Here is a 25510-nt window from a genome sequence, read left to right on the forward strand (position 1 = left end):
ATAGCATTTGTGTTATTACTGGCATTAGAATCCAATAATGATGCCTTCTCGTATGGGGCTATCTATCCGATTGAATATATTGAACCATGAAGGACAACAGCCTGAAGCTTTCTGAGGTTGATCTGGCAGACCTTGCCCGTGTGCGGCAAAGGATCGATGATCACCCTGCAGCCAAAAATGATCATTTTGAACTGGCCGAAATTACCTTAATGGGCCCGAATCGTTTATACCTGGCTTTTATTCAATTATACAAGGTAAGTATTGCTGAATATCGGGATACAAAAAGAATAGAACTGGCCAAATCTATGTTGGGTGATCAAAACCAGACACTGCCAGCTATTGCCGAAAAATGTGGTTATCCCAGTGAGGAATCATTGCGGAACGCCTTTAAAAAAGTGTATGGCCGACCGCTGCAGGTATTCGCCCCTGCCCGAGACGGCAAGTCAAAAAGAATTTAAAGCCGCTATTCGATTGGATATGATCGACAGGAGTCGATGCCCTGCATTTGAATATTGTGGTGGTTTTGATCGAAGGGATGATACTGTTCAAAATATCCGCAGACGAAGCCACCATCACCACTCTCCAAACACAGATCCTAGCCGTTGACGTTAATTGCAACTATCCTATAAGCGCATTCTGGGAACGCTTTCCCCAACTATTCTGGACCTTCGCGCATCCTCGTCCAGGGACTTTGCAGGGCTGCTTTCGGTGACCAGACCTGGAACAGTTTGATGGACGCGTACTTTATCAGCCGAATTCAGTATTGACAGCAACAGCGCCAGCTCTCCAGGCAGGAGTTTCTTTCTGAGCACCTGAAGTCCTTTAAACTTGGCATTACGGACAGCTACCTCACTCATCCCCATTTCTGCTGCGATTTGTGCTGTGTTTAAGCCCTCCATATGCAAATGGAAGATTTTCCTGCGGTCCGGGGTAAGTTGCGCTATCTCCCGATGCAGTTTTTTGAGCAGCTCTACTTCAATTATTTGTGCCTCGCGCAATTCGCCGGTACTCGGCACTGAGATGTTGCCAAATTTTTCCTCGACATCTCCCACAGGGATGAGCTTCTGTTTTACCCTGAACCTGTCATTTACTGCGTTAGTGCATGCGGTGTACATGTATTTTTTGAGGGCAAAAAGATGGTCGAATTTCTCCTTCTTTTCCGCTGAGGACATTTCCCACAGCTTCACAAACACATTGTCAACAATGATTTCGGATTCATGCCAATCACCAAGTTTTTCATGCGTGAAATATATAAATGGAAATTTTGTCTCCGTGTAAAACTGGCTGAAAGCTGGCGTATGGTTTAGAATAAGGCCAGATAATAAATCCATATCATTAAGGACAGGTTTCATTGTGTTTGATTTCAGGTAAACCTTTAAAAGACTGGTTTGTTTATTTTCCTTTTGCCCTGGTGTTTTGATGTACTGTTCCAAACTTTTACTGGATCTTTTCTACAGACATACAAATAACCTTCCAAGCGAATCCGGTTTTGAGCTTTCCCCTAAGCCGGATTAATAAAGGTAGGGTTTTTATTCATGCCAATGTCCTACATAGGGCACAAGATCATGGCTCATCAAGTAGGTTAAAAAAGGGTCGTGGAGTCAGGATAAGAAGTATTACACCCAGATGGTAGAACGATGGCCATAGCGTACATATCAGAATCCGGAGGTTGCATTATTGGTATTAAATTGTTCGATCAATAATGGGGCTTGCAGCTCATATTCTGGTAGTTTCAGCATATCCCGCAATTTTTCAACATTTGCATTCAATTCCTCATCGGAGAATTCCAATTGATGATGACAGAGTCTAATGATCGATAAAAACTCAAGTGCATTGCAAAAGGTGCAATAGGCTTTGATATACTGGTGGGCCTTGATGAAATGGTTGCCCGCTAAAATGGAATTATTAAACTGATCAATCAACCTTTTACCTGTTTTGTCAATGGCAATGCTTCCGTTGATCCCTTGTGTGAAAAGAATAGCAAATTCAGATCCTAGTGTATAGCGGGTCAGCACCGTTATCGCCTGGGCCTCCATATACTGGTCTTTCATTTGTTGGGCGGTTGTAACAAGCTCGTTGATTATATTGCCGAATTTCTTCCCAAAGGATGTGATTTTCTCGATGGATTTTTGTTTGAAGTATGTTGTATTTGGATGGCCTTTGCTCTCCAACCATTGAATCTTCTGCAAATGGTGATCGGTTAACCGGTGCATAAATAAGCCAAAGTTTTCAGCATTCATTATTTTCAAATTATGTTTGTGACCCTCATCCGTATTAAGTTTGTTTATATCGGCGTGTAGGTCAAGTATAGTTTTATCTATATCCGGGGGAATTGAGGCTGTAAAACTTTGTCCCTGTAACCGTTCTGTGATGATTTTGATGTCAAATAAAATCTGGTTTGCCCGGTCGTTTGGATCCAATGTATTTCTGAATTCTTTTGTTCGCTCAATGTATGTTTGCCGGTCCGTTTTGTTGAGCAGATAGTCGTTTTTGATTTTTGTCCATGCGGCTGATTGTATGTAAAATGGTGGCAGATCTTTTTTATGGAGCGATTTGGACAAAAAATACTCCGCATCAATGTACTTGCCCATTTCACAGTAGGTCATTGCCGCAATTACTGCAATTTCCGGATTGTTCACAACGACCTGGTTTGGGACCTGGCTTAATAGTTTATCCAGGAAACTGATCTTTCTTTCCTGGAACAGTTGCATGCCTTGATGACGCAGGGTGTAGGCGGCTCTTTCAGGTAGATCTTTACTATTTACTGCACTTTGAACCGGCTCAATACTAGGCAAGCTATAACCGGACGCCTGCTCCTGGTACATTTGATGATGGCGCGCAAATATTTCCATCATTCTTCCATGAATGCGCTGCCTTGCATGGGTGGTCAATTCATTTTCGATAGGTATATGGATATTAGCCTTGTCCTGCTGCTGCCAGGCATCGTCAGGGTGCAGATCCTTTAAGCGGTAGTAAATTTTTTCCGCGTATTCAAAATAAAATTTATCCTCCCTCACTGCGTAAAAGACAATAAGGCCCACTACTGGCTTATAGTCCAGTAAATATTTCAGCCTTGATAACTCAAAAGGGTAGGAGATATACCTGCCCTCCTGAATAGTCACAGGATTTTCGATGCTTTTTAGCTGGACAGGAAACCGCCAGTTGGTGGATTGCTTTTTGGCTATGATTTCCATCATAAAGTCACAGCCCTTATCGGGAATATCCTCGCGGGCGATAAACCCATTGGCTGCCTGGAAGTGCTGGCGAAGTGCATTTACACTGCGTTCAGAATTTTCCGCCGCCGTATCAATAAGTGGCCTGTCATAAAAACTCATTTCGGTTGTTTATGTTGGTCGCTGAAATTACTATTTTTTAGCCTAATTGCCGAAAGCCGAACATACAGCGGATCTTTTACATTTATAGCGCTAATTCATTCCTACATAGTAATAACTACCCCGTATCGCCATCCTAAAATACTATTTTGAATTACCGTGCTAAAGTTCCACCCAGGTATTGGCGCTGAACGGACCGCAACTTTCATTTAAGTTTATAACATAGTTCATTGTTCAACGTTTAGGGGAGTCTTTTAGTCAATTTTTGTGCCTGCAAAAAACTATTGAGATGGATATTACTTTGAAGAAAATTAAGGTGGTCGATGAGTTCAGCGAGGAAACCATTGCCTTCACCGCTGACGTCATTATTAACCGGGTAAAAGCAGGGATTGCCAGAAATCATGGCCGGGGCGGCAACACTATGGTAACCTCTTATAATGAACAAGGGGTAAAGCTCATTCGTGCCGCTGAGAAGTGGGTTAAAAACCAAAAGGATGACGATGGCCGATCCTTTGACTCATTAGGAGATTACGTGGACGACCTCCTTTCTCCCCATTTGAAAAGTCTGGATCAAAAGGACTATTTAAACACCATCAAGAAATTAGAAGAGCGAAATATCCTTTTCGGCCCGCCCTTCGGCGAAATATTTAACCTTACGCTTAAATATCCGATTTCTCTGATCCAGGCCTCTCCTAATGGCGTGGAAAGGCTGGCCGAAGTGATCCGGAAGGATATTTTACCGCAGCTTACAGACGGTGCGGTCATTCTCAACGGCAACCTACTGGAAAGTATCAAGGAAAAATTCGATGCGGCCCTCTTTTTTAAACCTCCCATTACTTCCAAGCAAAAGTCACCGCGCAAGCGGATAAGCGAGGATCCAGGTCGGCAACACCGCAAGAAATCATGATTAACCCGACGGCGAACGCTGGGCTTGTGTTATCCTGGGATGGGGCATTTCATGCTTTATTCCCTTTCCATTGTACCGTTCCATCCAATGCTTATATTTCCGGATGGTCACCTCCCAGGTCCGGTATTCGTAATAAGCAGGCATGCAAGGCGGATTCTTTGTTTGCGTGAAAATCCAGATGTTTGGCCAGCAGATCTCTGTCGATAGCATCTACAGCAGGCAAAGGATAGACCTGCCGCCAGTCGTCCCACCTGTTGCGTTCCTCCTGGCTTAATGGTATGTTTTGATCCAATTTGCTACGTACCGCTACCAATTGCTCAAATGTTATATCCATAAGATTGTTTTTTAACATCCTCCACCCATAGAACGACAAACCTGCTGACAAGTACTAATTGGATCCAGAAAATTATTTTTCAAAAAATATTTAGCCCCTCGATAGGTATTTCGCCATGTTCGATAGTTGTATAGGTAACCTGCATGTAAGACGATCAGATTATCCATAGTTGCGGAGCTTATTTGTGACTGATCTGGTGTGGGTTGGGACGGTATTGTTTATTGTTAACCATTTGTATCCACGTTGATTTGAACACTCTATTTATTCAAGAAAACGAAAAACGGTATGTTTTTGACTTTACCAAGAATGTATGAATTGGCCCAAAAGCTAATTATAGAGGGTCTATCGCTGAAGGAAATAGCCGAACTGGAAACCATCATTGCTGGGTCAGAGGAAATGCCGGAGCTTTTTTTCCAATTTATGACTGACGAAGCAGATCGGCTAGGACTTTATACGATGGATGACATGGAGTTAGAAGCTGAATGGCTGATTTTTTCTACCAACCTAAACTGGAGCAAGGATTAATACTGCACCAGATTATTGCATTGATTACCTCCATGTTTGATGTGACATTTCCAGGATCATTATCTGCACAACATAGAAGCTATACTGGTTGGAAGTTGCCCTTGCTGAGTACATAATTCTGTTCGTATTGTTTTTGGTGCTCATCCCGATAACTGATTCGTAATGTCATTCCTTCCATCCGTGCAGGATATGGGTGCAATAGTAGTGGGTCTGCTTCCTCAGCCGTGCCTTCCATATATTCGATAGATAAAGCAGACATTGTAATGCCTTTCAGGGGTGGTAGGTTATTGATCTTCTCTAACTTGCTGAGTTCTTCAAAGCCAGGTTTTCCCACCTCAACACTTACATTAAACATATGTTGCAGGGAATTATTGAAGAGACATAAATCGTAGTTCCAACTTAGCCGCCAATGGATAATTTGCGGTCCATCAGCTTGTAGTTCGATGGTTTCCCGTCCGTCAATTACTTTGGTCGGGTTTTTCTTGCTGTATCCCTGAATAAACCTTCCACCAAACTTCCAGTGTAGATCGATGTCCATATGTGGGGTTGGTTGACTGCCCGCTTTTCCTGAAATCATCCTTTGATTCATTTCCTGCTCGGCATCTCTTTTCCATTGCTTGAGCAACTCAACCGGATAAGCAGCTGCATCTTTATCAATTAAGGTTGCGCAGTTTTCGCAGAGCCAAATGCCATTTGCAATGCTACTTCTCTCTGCTGGGGGCATATCGGGATCATACCTGGGGCCTCCGGTGGCGGCGGCGGTAATGTGCGCAGCACTTCCAATGCGGGTCACCTTACCGGGTTCCGTATGAGGGCCAGTGGTATGAACCCGACACTTAGGGTTGGAACAGAGCGTGCCAACTCTAAATTGTAAGGTTGCAACAATTGCTGGGGCAAATTCATCCCGCTTTGGTCTTGCCATAGAAGTTTCAGGTTTAGGTAATAAATGTTGGCGAAGATATTATTTTTTTTAAAGTCGCTATCTGGGTGACCTGATTCCCATGATGTACCCATTTTTGATTATGCCGATAGCAAATTTTGCTTTTCCGACAAACGATAAGATGACGTATTGACAACCAACCATCAGCTTACAATCAAGGTAATTTCTCCCGCCAGAGCTTTATTCGTCCATCATAGGATATTGTCGCAGTTTCCGTAAACATGCATATCGAATGTTGTGATGTTATTTGATTTGTAACAGCCCAGGCCCATCACCTCGACCTGCTGGCCGTAAGGCGCAGGCCGGCAAACAAATGGGACGTGACACACGCAAGTTTATTCTCAGGTATCGGCGGATTTGATTTAGCGGCAGCATGGATGGGTTGGAAAAATATTTTCCAGGTGGAAATAGATCCTTTTTGCCGGAGGCTGTTGGCGCATCATTTCCCACAGGTAACACAGTATGCGGACATACGAAAATTCAAAGGAGGACCTTACCATGGATCAGTTGACCTTATTTCAGCCGGATTCCCCTGCCAGCCCTTCAGCCTCGCCGGGCACAGAAAAGGCCGCAGCGATGATCGCTATCTCTGGCCAGAAGCTTTGCGGGTTATTACAGAAGTCCGGCCCCGCATACTTGTTCTTGAAAACGTTGCTGGCCTGCTCTCCATCCTGGAACCCGAGGGTATGCGTGAAATGGAAACACAGGCGGCTGAGCTTTACGGTAAGGGCCAATTTGCAGGGGACCACGCCGCCGAAGCTGGGATACGAAGAAGAATTATCGGAACCATCATTAGTCAGGTTCGGGCAGCAGGATATTTATTCCCCACACTTAGCGATGGCACTCCAGTCCTTTTGTCTATTCCAGCTTGCGCCACAGGCGCCCCCCACAGACGGGAACGGCTCTGGTTTGTTGCCTACGCCGACAACGATGGACCACATGACCCCCAAAACGGGCAAAGCCCTGCTAAAGGAAATGACCATCACCCGGCCGGGCCGCAAACAGTTGTGCAACCTGCGGGACGTGATAGCCTGGCAGCCGGACCGGTTGCTTCCCACCCCAACCACCAAGGGGGGCAACCGGAAACTGGATGCACATGGCCGCAACATCAATTCTCAGGGCATCCACTTCGGCGTCAGCCTGGAACAATTGGCCAGGGCGGGGCTGTTACCGCATCCGGAAGACCACCAGCCGCCGAATCCGGAGGACGCAGCATCTCAACAGGCGCCTACGGCCAGGCCTGGGACTTTGAAAGCCCATGGGCGCGATTCCCAGCTGAACCCCCAATTTGTGGGGGAAATGATGGGCTTTCCGCCCGGTTGGACAACGTCACCTTTCCAAAATGGCGCAGGGAATGCATCCGAGGCTATGGTAACGCCATAGTCCCCCAGGTGGCCTATCGCATTTTTTCGGCTATTGTTTCACCGTAATCAACCTGCAGTGGGGTTATGAACATTTGCACATGCCTGTCGAATTTTTTATCCCTACATAGCAATATGTCATCCGGATGCGCATTACTTTTGATTTTCGGATTTGTCATGACCCATGAAAACCTACCAGGCCATTCCATCTTGTATCATCTCCCCATGAAAATTACCTGTACCTAACTACTTTAGTTGGAACGGGAACAGCCTTCTTCGACATTTCCGTGCCCGTATGACATTTGATTGCGATGTGATCCCGCCATATAAAATAGGGGAAAGACAGCATCACAAAAAAGCAACTGATCCATTATCCGGTGAAAAAATGACGCTTCTGAATTCATGTACCTTAGAGAATAACTAACTATTTTGGATAGCCGCAACCGCTCTGTGGCCGCGGGATTGCCGCTCCAACCCAAGCCCAAAACGGATAATTGCCGTTGTTCCAATTTGATGTCGCACTTTGTTAAATTTTTATTACTTTTATGCAGAATAAATGCTTCCATTCGGTTATCGATTTCGACAGGACAGAGGGTTCTATAATTGAGATTATAACCTGTTTTAATACAAAAAAGCAGGTATATATTTTGGGAATCAATACGATAACACTCCGATTTTCTGCCATTAACCTTATCACGTTTCACTATCCAATCATTTCTTTTTTGACGCCTGGTCCAATGACCGTCTCTTGGTGTTCGAGTGCTTAGACGGCGCATTTTAACGGCCCGCCACGGAATGCTTAAAAATTCCCTGCTGGGTTTTAAACCAGGATATCATTACAGGTATTGCACAATTAGGTATGCTGATTATGGAAATTTCGGAACATATTATTAAACAGTTAAGCACAGGAAGTGAGGATAGTCGCGCCGCCGCATTTAGGGTGATCTTTAAGTTTCACTTTAAATCCCTGCTCCGTTTTGCCATCCACCTGACGCAGTCCCCGCAAACTGCCGAAGAAATCGTCCAGGACGCTTTTTTGAAGACCTGGCAGCATCGCGTATTCAATGATGCCAATCACGTCAAAGCCTACCTTTACCTCACCACCCGCCATATGGCCATCAACTATCTCAGGCGCCAGAAACCCAATGAAAAGAAAGCGCTGTCTGTTGATTTTAGTGCCAGCCCGGATCTGACGCTGCTCGCACAGCCTGACCATGCGAAGGGACTCATCGCAGAAATTGATCAGGAACTGGCACACTTATCCCCGGCTCATCAAAACATTTTCCATTTAACCTGTGTGGAAGGCTATAACTCCAAAGAAACCGGCATCCTGCTGAACATGGGAGCGGGCACCGTTCGCAATAAAATGGTTGAAATCAAACGCTTCTTGCGCGGATCCAAGCGTATCCTGGGCGCCAGCCAGATCATCCTTTCATTTTTGTCTTTCCTTTAATTGATTTGAAGATCAGTAGCATACCATCCTTCGGAAAAAACTTTTTTCAAAAAAAAGTTTCTTTTCCAATGACAGTCGTCTCCAGTTATGTGTTTTCATTTATAGAGGGCGTCAGAACAGAGGGACAAGAACGGGTGGTTTGCATTTATTCACGTAAAAAACACCTTGTTAAATGGACCGGATGGGTGAATTAGCAGGCCTGCTGCAGAAGTTTGTAGGCCGGCACGAAGAAATTATATCGATAACAGGACACGAACGGCGTTTACTGGAAAAGTGGCTTGCCGCTGATGAGCAAAATCAGGCGGAATTTGAACGCATAAAATCCGATCCGGCATTTGACCCGATGGAATTGTATGAGATCGATGCGCAATATCGCGTCTGGAAAAATCTCCAGCATAAGATTACTCCGGTACGCAACACGCTGCCGGTGATCAAATGGGTGGCCGCCGCCGCTGTTATTTTCGGCCTGCTGGCTGTGGGTTATTGGATGATCAGCCCTGTAGATTCAACAAAGGATATGGTTCAACACGGCCCAAAATTACCCAGCCTTCCCGGTCTGCCTTCCAAGGACCAGGTGGTGCTGACACTGGCTAATGGTGAACAGGTGATCATGTCCGGCAATGCCACCATACCTGCGCAACGCGGTGTATCCCTTGACCGGCCGGATAGTTCACAATTGATTTATACCGCAGACGGACGGGCGCGGGATGAGCTGGCCTATAACACCATTCATACACCCAATGGCCGGCAGTTCACCGTAAAGCTGGGTGACGGCACCAAAATATGGCTGAATGCCGCCAGTGTGATCCGCTTTCCTGTGAGTTTTAATGCGGCTGTCCGAACTGTTGAGCTAACCGGAGAAGCCTACTTTGAAGTAGCACCCGACAAGGAAAAGCCTTTTATTGTGCAGGTGCGTTCCGGGCAAAAAGAGGATATGCAGGTAAAAGTACTGGGTACTCATTTTAATATCAGCGCCTACAATGAAGATGATACCATTAGAACAACCTTGCTGGAAGGAAGTGTGCAGGTGGAAAAAAGTGGTGCCCAAATGAGACTGGTACCTGGCCAACAGGCCAGGCTGGCGGAAGGTAATACCCAGTTTTCGTTGCTGCGCAACGTGAATATGAACGAAGTGATTGGATGGAAAGAGGGGATGTTTTATTTCCGCAATGCCGATCCGAAAACTGTATTGCATACCATTTCGCGGTGGTATAACCTGACACCGGTGATTAAAATGGATCCTTCACGGGTTGGGGTATTCAATGCCGAAGTGAAACATACCACACCCTTACCAGTGATCCTCCATCTTTTAAAAGAAAGTGGATTTAAAATACGACTGGAAGGCGGCACGCTGATAGCGGAATAAATGAGAAAATAAGTCTTGCATGTTCTGATTATATAGGTTGGCTATCGTTGCAAGCTAACACGCATTTGTAACCGCCAATCCCCGTATTTGCGGGAAAGTAATATACCGTAATGACGATGCATAAAATGAGAATAGGTTCTCCTCTTCTCAGACTTTTTACCAAAAGTGGTAAATGTATTGTCAGGGATCAAGGCGAGTGTTGATGGCTGTTAGCCGGATAACGTTTTAGTCAGCAGGTGCATCTTAAGGGAATATTTTAGTGCTTATCCAAGGATACTGTAGCACTCTGTATAACGAATGTTCGTCTGATTGCATACATATGAACGTTTCCATGAGAAACCACAAACAGGAAAAAACAATTCAGGTTTCCAGATTTTTCTATGTCGACACCCGTTTTACTGGGAGAGGTAGTCCTGCCGTACTCCTGCATGGTATAGAAGTAATCTGGAAACACTGAATACTAAAGGGGATCTGATTACAATGTAGCAAGAATTTATGTATCAGTACAGGTCTGCCGGCCTGGCCTTTTCCTATAACTCCCCGTTCTTTCCTTTGAGCGAACCCTGTTATATTTCGTTGCCTTTAAATCATCCGCCGTCCCTTCTGGGATAGCAGGGAGAAAGTGTGATGAAACATCAACGATCCTGGTTGCCCAGTGAATTTTTCAACCTTAACTACAAACAACAAACGGTATGGAGATTATGCACCACAAAGGCTTTCGGGCAGACACCAAAGGCCACGCATTCAGAAGGCTACGAGGGACAATTACATTCTTATTGTTTCTTACTTTTTTCACCGTCTGCAGTGCCGGGCAAAGCGCCGGGCAACAAGTAACCTTTAACTATAAAAATACGCCCCTGGCTGATGTGCTGATTGACATCGCCAAACAAAGCAAACACCAGTTTTTTTACAATGCTTCCTGGCTCAAAGATGCGCCCGCAGTTACCCTGCAAGTAAGTAACATGCATTGGGAAAAGGCTCTCACCACTGTGTTAGCTGACCGGCCCTTTGTGTATAAAATCATAGGCGAGTTCGTATACCTTAACCGCAGGGATGAAGCAAATCGAAAACCCGGTTCTGACTCTACCATCCAGCTGCAAGGCAGGGTCCTGGATGACCAGCAAAGACCACTCCCAGGCGTGACGGTAGGGGTGAAGGGAACTTCTAACTTTACCAAAACGGACGATCAGGGTGCTTTTTCGATCCTGGTGCGCTCGGCCGATGATATCCTGCAATTTTCCAGTATCGGTTTTGAAAGGCGGGACATGCGTGTGGATGACCAGACCTTCATCGTTGTGTCCCTGAAACTACAGGTCACCAACCTTGAAGAAGTTGTGGTACCCTTCAACACCGGCTACCAAATCATCGCCCGGGAACGGGCAACGGGGGCCTTCTCCCAGGTCGGTGAGAAACTATATAATCGCAGCGTGGGACGTGACGCCCTTTCCCGTATAAATGGCCTCGTCCCAGGCATCTATTTTAACCCAGCATCGACTTCCACATCCCGCACTGGCATCAACATCCGCGGGCAAGCCAGTCTTTCCGGCTTCGTGAACTCGGATCCCCTTATCGTATTGGATAACTTCCCGTATGAAGGCGACTTGTCCAACATCAATCCCAACGACATCGAAAGTGTAACCATTTTGAAAGATGCCGCCGCCGCCAGTATATGGGGCGCCCGAGCGGGGAATGGCGTAATTGTACTGACCAGCAAGAAAGGTGCTTATAACCAAAAGATGCGTGTAGGCGCCAACGTGAACTTTACCGTTGGCCAAAAACCTGACCTGTACTATGATCAGCGGTACGTTCCGACCAGTCCCTACATGGAGGTGGAGAAAACGCTTTTTGATAATGGCTACTTTGATCAGTTCCTACAGGATAAATTTACCTATCCCGCAATATCCCCGGCTGTAGAAATTTGGGCAAAACAACGGGCAGGTACCCTTACTGCAGCAGAGGCCAGCCAGCAATTGAATGCCCTTACCGGCATCGACCTGCGGCAGGAGTATAACCACCACCTCCACCAACGGAGCACACAACAACAATATGCCGTTAATGTCCGCGGTGGTGGCCCGAACCAGGCATATTACCTGGGCGTTGGCTATGACAAGGAGGTGGCCAACCTGGTTAGAAATGATAATAACCGGTTTACCATCCGTTCAGAATACCTGTTTACTCCGATCAAAAAGCTGGAAGTTTCCGCCAATTTATACTTCACACAGCAGGTAGCCCATACGCCCAATAACCTGTCCTGGGGCAACATGAGAGCTGTTTATGCCAAAAGCTATCCATATGCACGATTAGCCGATGAGGCCGGCAACCCGATGGCCATCGCAAGGGAACATAATACTGCCTTTTTAGATAGTCTTGAAAAACTGGGTTTCTTAAACTGGCGCTATCGGCCACTGGAGGAAATAGGCCTTGCAGACAGGACCAGCAAACTCCAAAGTTTAATCCTTCGGGGAAACATCCGCTATAAAATCACCCCTTACCTCAATATAGAAGCGCAATACCAGCGTGAATTTCAGGATATTGATACCCGGAACTTGCAGCCAGAGGGTATGTTTGCCGTACGTTCGCATATCAATGGATTTGCCCAGTACAACCCCACCAATAAAACATTTAAGTATCCCTTCCCACGGGGTGGCATTCTTGACCTGTCCAATAATGAACTTGAATCCAACAACTTTCGGACACAAATCAACCTGAATAAAGGTTGGTCAGATCATGAGATCATCGCCGTTGCCGGTGCAGAAATCCGGCAAACAAAAACGGAGGCTTACACCAGGACTTCGCTTGGGTATGACGATGAGGTAGGAAGCGCAGCCAGGTCTATCGACTACGTGACGAGCTTTCCCATCAACGGTGGTTTCAATGCCTATATTCTGGCTCCCTCCGGGGATGTAACCGGGACGACCCAACGTTTTCTATCTTACTTTGCCAACGCCGCTTATACGTATAAGGGGAAATACACCCTGACCATTAGTGGTCGCCGTGATGGCGCCAATATTTTCGGCGTAAAAACAAACGACCGGATCACCCCATTCTGGCACACCGGTATCAGCTGGGATTTTTCCAAGGAAAATTTCTACCATATCGCCTGGATGCCCTCGGCCAAACTTCGGGCTACCTATGGCTATAATGGCAACGTATATCCCGGAGGTGCCTATCTGACCGCCGTTTTTGGCCGTACCAGTACCGTGACCAACCAACCTATCGGCTCTATTACTACTGCCCCGAACCCGGAACTCCGATGGGAAAAGATCGGCAACCTCAACATCGGCCTGGACTTCCGCTTTAAAAAGGATATCCTCTACGGCTCTATTGACTGGTACGAAAAAACAGGCAAGGATCTGCTGGAAGAAATTCCACTGGCCACCTCCACCGGTTTTACCAGTTTCCGGGGCAACGCCGCGTCCTCCCGTACCAGGGGCATTGACCTTGCGTTGAATACCACCAACCTGCGTGGAGCACTCGGGTGGACGACCAATCTCGTCTTTAGTTTCCTAAAGTCAAAAATCACCAGCTACAACGGAGGACAGCGTGACGCAGCCTCCATCACCAGCAGCTCGACCGGTGCTAATGTGCAGGGCCATGAAATCCTTAGCCTTTATAGTTATCGATGGGCGGGCCTCGATCCCGTGAACGGGGATCCGCAGGGATACCTGGGAAAATCAGTTTCTAAGGATTATTCTGCCATAGTATTAAGCAAAAATCTGGACAGCCTCGTTGATCATGGTAGCACCCGGCCTCGGTACAGTGGCGCTCTGCGCAATAACGTTACCTGGAAAGGGTTAACGCTATCTGCCAACGTGCTGTTTAAATTCAAATATGTTTACCGCCGATCCACTGTCAACCCCAACTTACAGGACCTGCTCACTTCCGGTGACGGCCTTCACCTTGATTATTTAAAACGTTGGCAGAAACCGGGAGATGAAGCCCATACTTCTGTTCCATCGATGGTCTATCTCACAAATTTAAACAGAACGACCTTTTACCGAAACTCGGAAGCCACGGTCAGCAAAGGCGATCACATCCGGTTACAGGACGTGCGGTTGAGTTATGACCTGGGCGCATCCCTATTACAGAAAGGCAGTGTATTTACCAGCCTGCAAGTATACTTCTATGCAAATAACCTGGGCATTATCTGGAAAGCCAACAAGGACGGACTGGATCCGGATTTTGTCAATGGCCTGGTAAATCCTAAAACTTATGCTGTCGGCGTATCGCTCGGGCTTTAACAAATAAATATTACAACCATGAAACGACATATTTATACGCTTTTAGCAGCCACTTGTATTATGCTGTTGCTGGGCTGTAACAAGGAGGATGAATGGCTGGACGTAAAGTATAACAAGGGAGATGTGGTCCCTAAGGCTTTAAAGGATTTCCAAGCCTTGCTGGACAATGAGCCCATCATGAACCAGTCACATATTCCGTTGGGCCTTTTTTCGACAGATAATTTCTATTATACTCCCACCAACCTGCAGACCATTGGGGTGGTAGAGCGCAACGCCTTCCTTTGGGAAAAGGAGATTTTCCCCACCGATATTAGTGGAGATTGGCAATTGACCTACACCAAAGTATTTTATACCAATGTTGTGCTGGAAGGACTGGCAAAATTAACACCCGGCCCTACTGATCAGGGGCAATATAACCGGCTCAAAGGCGGCGCCCTGTTTTTTCGGGCTTTCCAGTTCTATACCTTGGTGCAGACCTTCGCACGACCTTATACGGCCTCTGCTGCCACAGACCCTGGTATCCCGCTAAGGTTGACCACAGACGTTCATGAAGTATCCGTCCGCGGGACAGTGGCTGGTACCTACGAACGAATCATCCAGGACCTAAAAGAAGCTGAAGGTTTATTGCCAGTCATGGATGAATTTAAAACCCGTGCCAGCAAAACGGCTGCTCAGGCGCTCCTGGCGCGCGTATACCTGTCGATGGGGAATTATCCCCAAGCCCTGGACTATGCCAACAGGGCATTGGGTGGTTACAACACCCTGATGAACTACGCCGACCGTAATCCTGCCGCACTGTTACCCTTCCCCAACTTCTTAACGGTGCAGCCGGAGAATATTTTTAACTGTTACAATACCAATTATTCCGCCATTCGGCCGATAAATATCGCTTTTGTTGATACCCTGTTTTATGACAGTTATCACGCCGATGATCTACGCAAGGTGCTTTATTACCGGGCGGATCCGCCACCCTCTAAAAAGGTAGTCTTCAAAGGCTCTTATAGTGGTGCAGTATCACTGTTTGCGGGACTAGCCAGCAATGAACTTTATTATATTAAAGCCGAATGCCTCGCCAGGGACGGCAAAGCGGCAGAAGCCATCGATGTACTGAATACTCTTTTGCCCAAACGATGGAAGGTCAATTCCTTCGTGCCACTGGTGGCCACTACAGCGGAAGCCGCGCTTGCAACGGTATTGGAACACCGCCGCAAGGAGTTTCCCTTCACCGCCGTCCTGCGCTGGGATGACCTCAGGCGCCTAAACCAGACGCCGACCACCGCCATCACACTTTATCGCAATGTCAATGGCACTCTCCTTTCGCTACCACCCAATGATAACCGGTATGTGTTTCCCATCCCGAAGCAAGAGCAGAACATCTATGGCTTATCAGATAATCCACGCTAATCGTTACACCATGTATAAAGCCATTTTGAAAGCCTTAACGATTTTGACACTGATACTTTCCAGCGCGATCTGTACAATTGGATCCCATCGGCCAGCAACGCCCATATACCCACAGGATGCCGAGATAGAAATCGTCCTGGCGGCAGGGGTAACCTTTCCAAAAGATTCGGTGATCCTAAGCCTCTACGAAGGCGCTATTTTTAGTGGTACTTATTACGATGGCGGGAAACCCTACCTGCGGGGTGCCAAAATAGTGAATGGCAACTGCAAAATCAAAGTGCCCATGCAGCAGCCCATTGCCTATTTTTCCTTAATGGCCCTTCCTGATAGCACACGCCAGGACGATTTCCAGGATTTGCTTTTCGCCCAATTAATAGAGACTGGTGATAAAATCAAAATCAATATAGCAAGAGAGGATCATCCCAAAATGCGTAAAGAAACCTTTCGATTTTCATTTTCCGGGGCAGGCTCTCAGAAACTCGTCTGCCTGCGAGACATGCAACTGGCCGCTTATCAAAGCCAAGGAGATGCCAGGGTAGTGCTGGGCGATTCGGTGATCAATGATTTCAACCTATATGCCATCGGGCGGGATAATCAATTAAAGGTCCTTGAGCAATATAAGCCCCACCTATCTGAGAATGCCTACCTTCTAATTAAATTGGATGTCCAGGCATTTAGCAATTCGCAGATCTATGAAATGTACCGCCAGCAGTTAAAAGCTGCCAGAGCCGAAACGGTACGTAACAGGATATGCTCTTTACACAAAAAGTTAAAACTGGCAGATTTACCCTTTAGCTCGGAAGTCAAGCAATGGTCAAAATACTATACAGACATGATCTCAGGTGGGCAGGTGGTTTCATCGCTGGTAGCCTCCCCCGATTGTAAAACGCCGGATTTTCGACAAGTATATACCCGGCTGTTCAATGACTACAAAGGTACACTACGCGATAAAATGCTGGCAGATTTTATCATCAAATATTACCCGGTGATAATAGATTTGGATACGCTGGTACGTTTTGCCATGAAGGATATGTCTGAGCCAGCCTATAGCCGCGCAGTTGCGCCTTATCTGCATTTAAAAGGCGGCAGCCCCGCTTTTTCATTCTCCTTAAAAGACGTTAAGGGTCAACTGCGAACCCTGGATGAGATGAAAGGAAAGGTTGTATTTATTGATTTCTGGTTTACCGGTTGCACACCTTGCAAAGCCTTATATGAGTTCCAATTGAAGAAGGTTAAAGCCGCGTTCGCAGACAACCCGGCAGTAGTCTTTGTCACCATCTCCATTGATAAAAACTTTGAGTTGTGGGTGAAATCCGTGGATAAGGGATTATATACTGATGCGCATGCCATCAACCTGTATACAAACGGGGAGGGGCGCGATCACCCCATCATAACTCATTATGGGATCAAAGGCTATCCAGCCACTTTGCTCATTGATCAGGTGGGCAATGTGGTTGCTGCTGAGACCACCAATGATCTAAAAAGCGCAGCCACCATCACTAATTATATTAAAGCGCTGTTGGTAAAAGGACAAAGCCAGGTTAACGTCAATAAAAAGGATTAAGGTCGTTGAAATAAGTTCCACTGACCAACGTGATTGCGTACGCTCTTGGGATGCGCCCCAATGGGTCTGGCAGGTAATCTGAGGAAATCGTGCAGATCGAGTAATAGTTCATGTTACACTCATAGTCCATGTCCATGACCTCCCCATCCAATTCCTCTGCGATGTAAAAATAATAGGGATCAAAGCTGAGAACGCCATAAGTATGCTGGCCTATTTTTTTGCCTGTGACGTGCGCGGTGACGGCCAGACAAAGTGCGAGCAAGATCACCGCATAGGCGAATTTGAATTTGTCGCGGTGGATGGTTTGGGTTGGCATATAAACAATTCTGGTAAAGAAAAAGATAGCGGCCAACACGGTTGGCCGCTATCAAATTTAAAAAGCCAATTACGGAAGGTCTGTAAATACCTTGGATGATATTTCTGGCGTACCATTGTTGTAAGGAATGGTTTGACCAACTGTGTAAGCTGTGTTAGATTCTACAGAGCAGTCATCAGTCCTTGTATCACCGCAAACATAACCAACGCCTTCAGATTCACCAGTGATAACGGCCTGCACTACCCAGCCTGTTGCGTTTTCAGAAGAAATACCATACTTGAAATTCAGGTTAGGCTGTGGCTTGAATGCGAAAGCACCAGCAATCGCGATTGTCACTACCAGGAGGACAGCGAAATTTTTGATTTTCATAAAAAGATAAGTTTTGAAAATTAGAGAATCAATGATTCAGCAATTCCCACATGGGAACGCATATATCCTTTTTCCTTTTTGCAGAAGGAATAACTGATCTCTGGCCAGAAATATTTTTAATTGGTTTGGTGTATTGCCTTGTCATTATTAACTGTTTGGCTTGCTTTGTTTTTTTGCCTCCAACCTGACCACACATGTATCAGGGGAGATCCAAAAATTCTCGTTGTGCGCCTGAGGAAATTCCATTTGCATATGGAATCGTCTGGCCAACCGTATACAACGTGTTGGACTCGACCGTACAGTCGTCTGATCTCGCATCTCCGCAGATGTAGCCTACTCCCTCTGTTTCACCAGAGATGACTGCCTGTACCACCCAGCCAACTGAATTTTCGAAAGCAATGCCATATATGCAATTTAATTTTCCCTTCGGGCGAAATGCCACCGCAGCCAACAAGGCAGACGATACCAACAACCCCCTTGTTGAATTATGCATCGTTATTGATTGGGATTTAAATCTACGATTGCCTGGTGGTCAATCAGGATGTTTCCGTTTGTGTAAGGAATGGTTTGACCAGGGGAATAAACGCCATCGGATTCCACGGTGCATGGCGGTGTTCTTGTTATGCCGCAATCATAATCGATGCCCTGAATTTCACCATCGATTTCCTCGGTTACCACCCAGCCAGTGGCAGTATGGGAAGAAATGCCATATTTATGGGCCAGCAATGGCGGTGGTGAAAAGGCCAGGCTCAGGACAAATGCAGGGCAGATGACCATTACGTTTGGGGTTAACATTTTAGTGCGCATTTTTTAGGATAGGTTTAATGGTTGTGAATTTGATAGATCTCCAGTCTTTAGGCGCCAGCACCCACCATGTCAGAATATCGGTTCGTGACTTTACCACCAGAACCACCAGGACGGGAAAGCAAATAGCCGGTTATACTAAAGCCGACAAAAATAAGGTTGAAATACAAATGATCAGGCCAGTCCAGTTTATTGATGACGCCACCGCAGGCACAGGGGATTCGACCGAATACTTTCATCAAAATTAACGCGATATAGATGGTGAAAGCTGTCATCAAAATCAGGCTGCCGAGAAACCCAAGATTTCTCCATCTGTCCGTTACCAACATCGCTGTAAGTACCAACTCAATGGCCGGGATGCCCCATGCCAATGGATAGGTGAGCCAGTCGACAAACGGCTGGTTGCGCATGGCCGTTACATACCTGTTATAATCCAATAATTTGGCTGCTGCCGCATAGACAAAGAGTAAGATGAGCGCATAGCAGCATACATTCACAAGGATAGATTTTGTTTTAACCGTCATTGTGGTTCTTGTTTTATTTCCATAAATAGGTTGATATCACCGGACAAGAATATTCGCTCAGCTACCTAACACCTGAAATAGAGCCACGGGCCCGGCCCTAAGGACCCTCAATTGCAATGGAGCATGTTTTAGGTCCGGTATGCCCGTAGCATCTTTATTCCGAATGTTGATTCATTTAAGGTAAAAAAGGGTATTATCGATAAATACAAAGGGTTAGTTTTGGCGCGACCTTAGTAGCATCCCCATTGTCCGGGGAAGTGCCGATGCTATTATCGCCTGCATCAGCAGCTACACCCGAACTGGGAAAATCTCATGTGTTTGTTGGTTGCCTCTTTTCTCTAATAACGGCAAACCATATATGAAATATGATGTCGGTTAACTACCTTTCCTGATTTCCTCCCACACTCGCTCCTGTCCTGGTTATAGGCAGTCTTCCCGTTTGCCTTTACAAATATATACCACTCACTTACGGATTAGAACACGTTAACCTGACTTTTGGTAGGCGAGGATTCCGAATTCATCATTGTTTTTTCTGAATTTAAGCCTATAATCATTGGGTGCTAATCCGAAAAACCGGGTAAACGCTCTTCGCAATCCGCTTTCATCTTTGTATCCCAGGGCCTTGGCAATGGCAGGCATTTTTTGACCAGCATTTAATTCCTTTTCCGTATAGGCCATCCTGGCCTCCAACAGCATGTTTTTCGTTGTCACCCCAAACAGCCTGGGAAAGAGATCCCTGACCTCATAATAGTTCAAATCAGCTAAGGCCGCCAGTTCCCTGAGGGTGTATTCGGTTTGCAGGTTGGCCATGATCGTCCTGCGCACCAGGTAATATTTCTCTATCTGCTCCTGAGACACCTGCAAGGGCTTGGCGGGCTGCCGGTGCAAGATCTTATTGAGCGCCATGTCCAGGACCTCATAGAGCAGGTTGACAGTGGATACATCCTCGGAGGACCGTTGCAGTTCATGGACCCTGGAAAGCAAATTATAGTCAGCAATAAAAGGCGTATCTGACACTGCCACCGGATGGGATGCCTTTATACGTTGGAGGATCACCCGAATATGGGGGAAACGTAAACCGAACGAATGAAGGTATGCCGGATCTATACAAATCAGCAGGCTGTGATTAGCCGAAAGGCCCGAAGCCACATGCGCCAGCCAAAACGGCACATAATAGAAGGTATAGGCCCTTTCATGCAATAGGATAGTGGAGAGACCTTCCACCGTGTATTGGATACTACCTTCCAGGCTCAGGTGGAATAGTAACACCCCTTTTTGGCACTGGGCCACCAGTTGATTAGATTCCAACTGGGAGATGTAGGCATCATGGATCATGGCCTCACTGGTGGGTTTGGACTGTAAAAGCAATTTATTAGCTCCCCACATACCATATTGCGGCTGGGCGCCTGGGACTTTGATGTGTTGTAACCCTTCGGGTACACGTGGAGATAATAGCATTTCACCCCGTTCGACGGATAGCTGGATCATACAATAAGGTTTATTGCGCCCACCCCTACAGTAGTACGCATGGTTAATAACAAATCAAAGTTCGAATGTGAGGTGATGCTCTGAGAAGAAGAATGCTACCAACTGCAAATTCATTATTTCCGATCACATCCACAAAAGATTTTAGCAGCAAACCGTTAAAAATTGATTAATCGCAAACCCTTGCTGGGCGGCTGTATGCGCCAGTGATGCAATCCTATCATTTTCAGGCAGCAAGGGATTTCTTCGGTTGAGAGACCCGGAAATGATCCGAACGATATGCCTAAGTGTTTTCCCGTAAACAGGATGGATAAAATTTCTTATCTGCGATTTTTGGTGTAGCATTGCAGGGTCAATATTCACTTGTACAACTATACTTCTACGTTTCTACTTGATCTTTCAACATAGGACTTTTACGACCCAACCAACGCTTCGTACCCCTGAAACATCTACCTGGTTAAGGCAACATATGCCGCGGTTCCGATTCATCAGTTTACCTGTCGTTCAACAGCCGGCGGAAAAAACCTGATCGCCCGTGGCGGATCATGCCATCCTGGCCGCACCTTCCGGGATGGTCATCATTAAATTGGTTGCTATGAAAAAAGTTATCATGGAACCCGAACCTAACCCATTAACGGCCATTTGTCAGGCCATTGATCCCTATCAGCCCACCGATGTGGCACACCTGCTGCACCAGCCAACAGGGAGGCACTTTCATATTCGAACCCTTGATGCCGCCCATGATCTGGATAAGCTCATCGACTGGCTGGGTCCCGACAGTCCGCCGATCCGCCAGCGGCCTGGAAGCGATTATCTGGATTCTTACCTGATGGTGGCCCAGCAGCCCGACATGCAGGCCTTTATGGTCCTGGTTGATCAAGAACCCGCTTTACAACTTGATGTCCGACAGGAACCGCTGTTATTTCAGCACATCAGCAACAGGACAGACAACCACCTGCTGACGTTAAACCTTTCCCCCCTGGTCACCATGGACGTAATCAACGATGCCCTGCAGGCAGCCGTATACGCGCTGTTTAGGATCCAGGCGGTGGACACTTTGTTTTTGGAACTGGACGGCAACCAGGCCTTCCTAGGAGGCTGGGTGAGGGAGGCGGGATTTTCGCTGATTGCCGTTAATGAGGAAACCGTTATACCGGTTCGTTACTATCAATTCCCGCAGCTTCCCGGATTTCTGCGGTTACGCCAGCTTTTTGCATAAGTTGTCACTGTGCTATGATATTCCCAGACCTGCACACTCAACTTTTGGCAGGTTATTGTCCCAGGCTTTCCCTGCTCTTCAGTTCCCCGCTTGTTATTTCCCTTTTCGGATGTAATTGTTGCCACACCAGTGCTGTAATAAAATTGATCATCTCTTCGGAATGGTTGGCGATCGCTGCTTTATCTGCTGGATGGCCATGCGTTTTCTCACTGCCTCTCACCAATAGTCTGGCCAAACCACGCTGCAACCGATCCCGTCCAAAGTGTTGCTACTCATAAGGCAGACCATAGGGAATGTGCGCAAATGCACGTACGCTGTTTAAGATTTGATCCAACATCTCGTCCAATAATTGCCAGGTTACGGCATAACTACTGTTGTAACCCATAAATGACCTTGCCCTTACCAGCTCCTGGATGGTGGACGATTGTGCGGCCAGCAGCTGCCTGAAGTCTTGGCAATGACCATTTTCTTTCGGAAAAAGCATAGTTACAGTTGCTGCTGTCTTTGGGAATTCCAAATCCCATTGTTGTGCGACATGCTGCGCAAGTTGTTGCCAGGTCACCTGTGCCATTTGCCATGTTTTGTGCCAGCCCCCATACCATGTAAGCGTTGTAATGCCGGCGTTGGAATGAATAGGAGAGTGACAACAAAATATAAACCTATTGTCTTAGCTGGTAATAGATAGGGAAGAATAGGAGAATGGTACATTCGCGTTCTTGGTTGTGAAGATCCGAATGCGCTCCTATGGTCAAACAAAAAAAAGAGGGGCAACCTTTGCCCCCCCCCTTTAAGTGCTGCGTGTATGGGCTTCTCATCCAATGCAGATTAAAGATAGATGAAGTGATACATTACGCTCTTTTTTCAAAGGCTTTACTTTTCCCCACAACATCCCCAATGAAATGTCCCGGTTCAACACTCTTGATGGAAAGATGGATATTGCCAGGTGAACGTTGCAGGTTATCAATTGTAAAGTATTAGACAATGGAAAAGGGCTGGATGGCCAATGGGAGCACCTGATCAATGTATCTACTGAACATGCCAAAAAGGGGAGCAGCCTATGCTCCCCTAAAGTGAAACTTGAGACCTTGCCTGTAAGAACCTAATGATAACGAATGAGCGATACTTTTAACTATTGTTTTCCCAAACTTCATCCCTGGATAATGTACCAGCAACTGAACATAGGGTCACTAAAATTAAAAAGTTGATCTACCTCCAGCCTCCATGACAATGGCTACTTCTTGGGCAATACGACCTACCATTTGCCTTCTAGCAACTGCTTCAGAGCATTTTTATCTATTCACAATTGACCCGTAGATTGTTTTGGATTCGTTCAGAATTGTGTGAGGGATTGGTTTTCCTGACGATAGCATTAGCCTGAAGGTGTTCTACAAAATTTGGATGCATCACTATTCCTAATGGTGGTAAGGTGAGCATAACGGGGATGCAAAATGCAGATGATCTGAGGAAAAATCATTCATCACAGCGGACCGGTATCCCAAAAAAGAGGGGCGCCTTTGCCCCTCTCAAGTTCTACGCCTGGGTCCTTCGGAATTGACCCTGATGGTGGTGACCACGTGAAAAACGTAAAAATGAACCTCCAAACCTGCTATTTTTTTTGTCATCCACCACACCTTTAGGCAGCACCATCCCGACATTCCTTCTGTAACAGGAAGTATTCCTGTTTGCACCCGAAGAACAAGATGACTGGCTAACCATCACTCCAGCCTGCTTCATAACTGTATACCTAATTTGTATTGATAGGCACCAATACTACCCGTTCCGCCATCGTACCGGTCAACTTTCACACACCTGCAACGGTCCATTTTTCACGGAGCAACTGCGGATAACTCGTTAGCATTAGCAACACACAACTCCAGGACCTGCAGCATTGAACACTGTCCATGCTGCCCGAAAGCCATGTTGTACTTTAAAAAAAATCCTTCTCCCTTATAGGATGATGTCGCGCTTCCTTCTCATGGTTTGGCGGAAGTTGCACAAGGATTGCAGGCAGCCCACGATTTATTCACCGCCTCCTTTCCTTTCAGAGAAAGGCGGCAACAACTACGGCAGCATGCGACATGGAAGTCTTTTTTCCGGCATCGGCGGGTTTGATTTGGCGGCAGCGTGGATGGGCTGGGAAAATGTTTTCTTTTGTGAAATCGATCCATTCTGCAGGGTTGTCCTTCAAAAATATTGGCCCCATGCGACGTGCATCGAAAACATCGAACAATTCCCCACAGATCCCTTTTCCATCGATGTCCTTAGCGGTGGATTCCCCTGCCAGGCATTCAGTGTCGCCGGAAAACGAAAAGGCATTGCAGATTCTCGTTACCTCTGGCCTGCAATGTTTAACACAATTAAACGCCTTAGGCCACCCTACGTTGTGGCAGAAAATGTTGTGGGACTCATTTCTTGGGAGCAGGGAATGGTCTTTGAACAGGTACATCTTGACCTGGAAAGTGAAGGCTACCAGGTCTGGACTTTTGTATTGCCAGCTGTGGCCACGGGCGCCCCACACGTGCGAAGTCGCGTCTGGTTCCTTGGTTATAACCCTGCCAACGACCACCGGCAACCTGAACCTTCAACCACACCATCCAGATCTGGTACCAGGAACGAAACTGGTGCTGCCCACACCGACCGCCAGGGATTGGAAGGGGCCACAGGCAAGGGCCAAAAACGGCCGCCCAGACGATCTGGGGGGCGTATTACGGTACCGGTATGGGATCATTGGCCAGCTGAATCCCCGGTTTGTCAGCGAGATGATGGGTTACCCGCCCGACTATCTGGTATTACCTTTCCTCGATGGCGAAACAAGTCCATAATGGCACTGGGCAACGCCATCGTTCCCCAAGTAGCCCTGCGCATCTTTACCTTCATCGCGGAACATCGTGCCCACTTCATCGAAAAACCACCTGCACTATAAAATGCCAGCGAACGCCTGCCGGGCGGATCTACTTTCCAACTTGCACCCCATAATTTTTCCTTCATAGGAACTTCTCAGCCAAATCATTTTCAAACCACAGCAGATTTGCGCACAAGCATTAATTCCGTTACACATGCCAGTAAAACCTTCAAAGCTATACTTAACCTACGAAGTTGAAATCGGAGGAACCACCTTTCATCCGAAAATTGCCATCGATAATATTGATCAGGCCGATAAGATCACCGCGGCCAAACAAGGTCATCCATCCAAAGAAATTACCTATGCCAATTTCAAGGTCATCCAGCGCCCTGGTAAGCTGGTGGTCAAGGATTATAATTATCCCCAGCGGGCGAGACTGACCATTGACGACCAGGTGGCCAATGGGATAGAAAAGGGACATGGCCCGCCGCGTTCGTGATACTTGTTCGTTTTATAATGGGAAG

The 25510-nt window shown here is 46.6% G+C and carries 24 protein-coding genes and 1 pseudogene; 13 read left to right on the plus strand and 12 right to left on the minus strand.

Going from position 1 to position 25510, the window contains the following annotated elements:
* The first annotated feature begins 86 nt into the window (after window positions 1–86).
* The gene (locus HB364_RS13535) at window positions 87–458 is read left to right on the plus strand and encodes a helix-turn-helix domain-containing protein (protein ID WP_167288504.1); all 372 of its coding nucleotides are present in this window, start codon (window positions 87–89) and stop codon (window positions 456–458) included.
* A 165-nt stretch (window positions 459–623) separates the two neighbouring features.
* On the opposite strand, the gene HB364_RS13540 is transcribed toward HB364_RS13535, so the two are convergent.
* Together HB364_RS13540 and HB364_RS13545 are read right to left on the minus strand one after the other, a co-directional pair.
* Window positions 624–1433, minus strand: a complete 810-nt coding sequence (locus HB364_RS13540; protein WP_167288505.1) for an RNA polymerase sigma factor — start codon at window positions 1431–1433, stop codon at window positions 624–626.
* 222 nt (window positions 1434–1655) lie between these two features.
* Window positions 1656–3335, minus strand: coding sequence for a DUF4365 domain-containing protein (locus tag HB364_RS13545; RefSeq protein WP_167288506.1), 1680 nt, complete (start codon window positions 3333–3335; stop codon window positions 1656–1658).
* A 286-nt stretch (window positions 3336–3621) separates the two neighbouring features.
* Here HB364_RS13545 and HB364_RS13550 point away from each other — a divergent pair, with 286 nt between their 5' ends.
* Entirely contained in the window at window positions 3622–4239 is a 618-nt protein-coding gene (locus HB364_RS13550; protein WP_167288507.1) for a hypothetical protein, read from the plus strand.
* 91 nt (window positions 4240–4330) lie between these two features.
* Here the strand turns inward: HB364_RS13550 and HB364_RS13555 are convergent, their stop codons facing one another.
* The gene (locus tag HB364_RS13555) at window positions 4331–4573 is read right to left on the minus strand and encodes a hypothetical protein (protein WP_167288508.1); all 243 of its coding nucleotides are present in this window, start codon (window positions 4571–4573) and stop codon (window positions 4331–4333) included.
* Between the two features lie 285 nt (window positions 4574–4858).
* On the opposite strand from HB364_RS13555, the gene HB364_RS13560 reads away from it, so the two are divergent.
* Window positions 4859–5098, plus strand: a complete 240-nt coding sequence (locus HB364_RS13560; RefSeq protein ID WP_167288509.1) for a hypothetical protein — start codon at window positions 4859–4861, stop codon at window positions 5096–5098.
* A 79-nt stretch (window positions 5099–5177) separates the two neighbouring features.
* On the opposite strand, the gene HB364_RS13565 is transcribed toward HB364_RS13560, so the two are convergent.
* Window positions 5178–6020 carry a hypothetical protein gene (locus HB364_RS13565; protein ID WP_167288510.1) on the minus strand — a complete coding sequence of 281 codons (843 nt, stop codon included), beginning with the start codon at window positions 6018–6020 and terminating at the stop codon, window positions 5178–5180.
* A 395-nt stretch (window positions 6021–6415) separates the two neighbouring features.
* Between HB364_RS13565 and HB364_RS33650 the strand changes: the two are divergent.
* Window positions 6416–6646: pseudogene (locus HB364_RS33650) on the plus strand (DNA cytosine methyltransferase); the annotation flags it as partial.
* Here HB364_RS33650 and HB364_RS33115 read toward each other — a convergent pair.
* Window positions 6557–6787 carry a hypothetical protein gene (locus HB364_RS33115; RefSeq protein WP_246228488.1) on the minus strand — a complete coding sequence of 77 codons (231 nt, stop codon included), beginning with the start codon at window positions 6785–6787 and terminating at the stop codon, window positions 6557–6559. The pseudogene HB364_RS33650 and the gene HB364_RS33115 overlap by 90 nt on opposite strands.
* Before the next feature lie 190 nt (window positions 6788–6977).
* Here HB364_RS33115 and HB364_RS33120 point away from each other — a divergent pair, with 190 nt between their 5' ends.
* From HB364_RS33120 to HB364_RS13600, 6 genes are all read left to right on the plus strand, one after another.
* A complete protein-coding gene (locus tag HB364_RS33120; RefSeq protein WP_167287792.1) occupies window positions 6978–7421 on the plus strand; it encodes a hypothetical protein in 444 nt (147 codons plus the stop codon).
* Between the two features lie 846 nt (window positions 7422–8267).
* On the plus strand, window positions 8268–8852 hold the full coding sequence (locus HB364_RS13580; RefSeq protein ID WP_167288511.1) for an RNA polymerase sigma factor: 585 nt from the start codon (window positions 8268–8270) through the stop codon (window positions 8850–8852).
* A gap of 181 nt (window positions 8853–9033) precedes the next feature.
* Window positions 9034–10218: a FecR domain-containing protein gene (locus HB364_RS13585; RefSeq protein ID WP_167288512.1), complete on the plus strand. Its 1185-nt coding sequence runs from the start codon at window positions 9034–9036 to the stop codon at window positions 10216–10218.
* A 692-nt stretch (window positions 10219–10910) separates the two neighbouring features.
* Entirely contained in the window at window positions 10911–14459 is a 3549-nt protein-coding gene (locus tag HB364_RS13590) for a SusC/RagA family TonB-linked outer membrane protein (RefSeq protein ID WP_167288513.1), read from the plus strand.
* Between the two features lie 18 nt (window positions 14460–14477).
* Complete coding sequence (locus HB364_RS13595; RefSeq protein ID WP_167288514.1) at window positions 14478–15863, plus strand: RagB/SusD family nutrient uptake outer membrane protein; 1386 nt, start codon at window positions 14478–14480, stop codon at window positions 15861–15863.
* Window positions 15864–15873: 10 nt separating this feature from the next.
* A complete protein-coding gene (locus HB364_RS13600; RefSeq protein ID WP_167288515.1) occupies window positions 15874–17427 on the plus strand; it encodes a TlpA family protein disulfide reductase in 1554 nt (517 codons plus the stop codon).
* Here HB364_RS13600 and HB364_RS13605 read toward each other — a convergent pair.
* The 5 genes from HB364_RS13605 to HB364_RS13625 all read right to left on the minus strand — a co-directional run bounded on the left by HB364_RS13605 (window position 17411) and on the right by HB364_RS13625 (window position 20928).
* Window positions 17411–17743 (minus strand): hypothetical protein, encoded by a 333-nt coding sequence (locus tag HB364_RS13605; RefSeq protein WP_167288516.1) that lies wholly within the window; start codon window positions 17741–17743, stop codon window positions 17411–17413. The two genes, HB364_RS13600 and HB364_RS13605, sit on opposite strands and share 17 nt — an antisense overlap.
* 69 nt (window positions 17744–17812) lie before the next feature.
* A complete protein-coding gene (locus HB364_RS13610; protein WP_167288517.1) occupies window positions 17813–18112 on the minus strand; it encodes a hypothetical protein in 300 nt (99 codons plus the stop codon).
* A gap of 495 nt (window positions 18113–18607) precedes the next feature.
* Window positions 18608–18907 carry a hypothetical protein gene (locus HB364_RS13615; protein WP_167288518.1) on the minus strand — a complete coding sequence of 100 codons (300 nt, stop codon included), beginning with the start codon at window positions 18905–18907 and terminating at the stop codon, window positions 18608–18610.
* Window positions 18908–18966: 59 nt separating this feature from the next.
* Window positions 18967–19440 (minus strand): MauE/DoxX family redox-associated membrane protein, encoded by a 474-nt coding sequence (locus tag HB364_RS13620; RefSeq protein ID WP_167288519.1) that lies wholly within the window; start codon window positions 19438–19440, stop codon window positions 18967–18969.
* A gap of 483 nt (window positions 19441–19923) precedes the next feature.
* Window positions 19924–20928 (minus strand): helix-turn-helix domain-containing protein, encoded by a 1005-nt coding sequence (locus HB364_RS13625; RefSeq protein WP_167288520.1) that lies wholly within the window; start codon window positions 20926–20928, stop codon window positions 19924–19926.
* Window positions 20929–21520: 592 nt separating this feature from the next.
* On the opposite strand from HB364_RS13625, the gene HB364_RS13630 reads away from it, so the two are divergent.
* Entirely contained in the window at window positions 21521–22144 is a 624-nt protein-coding gene (locus HB364_RS13630; RefSeq protein WP_167288521.1) for a hypothetical protein, read from the plus strand.
* A 52-nt stretch (window positions 22145–22196) separates the two neighbouring features.
* Here the strand turns inward: HB364_RS13630 and HB364_RS13635 are convergent, their stop codons facing one another.
* A complete protein-coding gene (locus HB364_RS13635; protein ID WP_167288522.1) occupies window positions 22197–22379 on the minus strand; it encodes a hypothetical protein in 183 nt (60 codons plus the stop codon).
* Between the two features lie 33 nt (window positions 22380–22412).
* On the minus strand, window positions 22413–22715 hold the full coding sequence (locus HB364_RS13640; protein WP_167288523.1) for a hypothetical protein: 303 nt from the start codon (window positions 22713–22715) through the stop codon (window positions 22413–22415).
* A gap of 1383 nt (window positions 22716–24098) precedes the next feature.
* Here HB364_RS13640 and HB364_RS13645 point away from each other — a divergent pair.
* Window positions 24099–25067: a DNA cytosine methyltransferase gene (locus HB364_RS13645; RefSeq protein ID WP_167288524.1), complete on the plus strand. Its 969-nt coding sequence runs from the start codon at window positions 24099–24101 to the stop codon at window positions 25065–25067.
* Between the two features lie 133 nt (window positions 25068–25200).
* Window positions 25201–25485 carry a hypothetical protein gene (locus tag HB364_RS13650; RefSeq protein ID WP_167288525.1) on the plus strand — a complete coding sequence of 95 codons (285 nt, stop codon included), beginning with the start codon at window positions 25201–25203 and terminating at the stop codon, window positions 25483–25485.
* The last annotated feature ends 25 nt before the right edge of the window (window positions 25486–25510 follow it).

Source organism: Paraflavitalea devenefica, from assembly GCF_011759375.1.
GTDB classification, from domain to species: Bacteria; Bacteroidota; Bacteroidia; order Chitinophagales; family Chitinophagaceae; genus Paraflavitalea; species Paraflavitalea devenefica.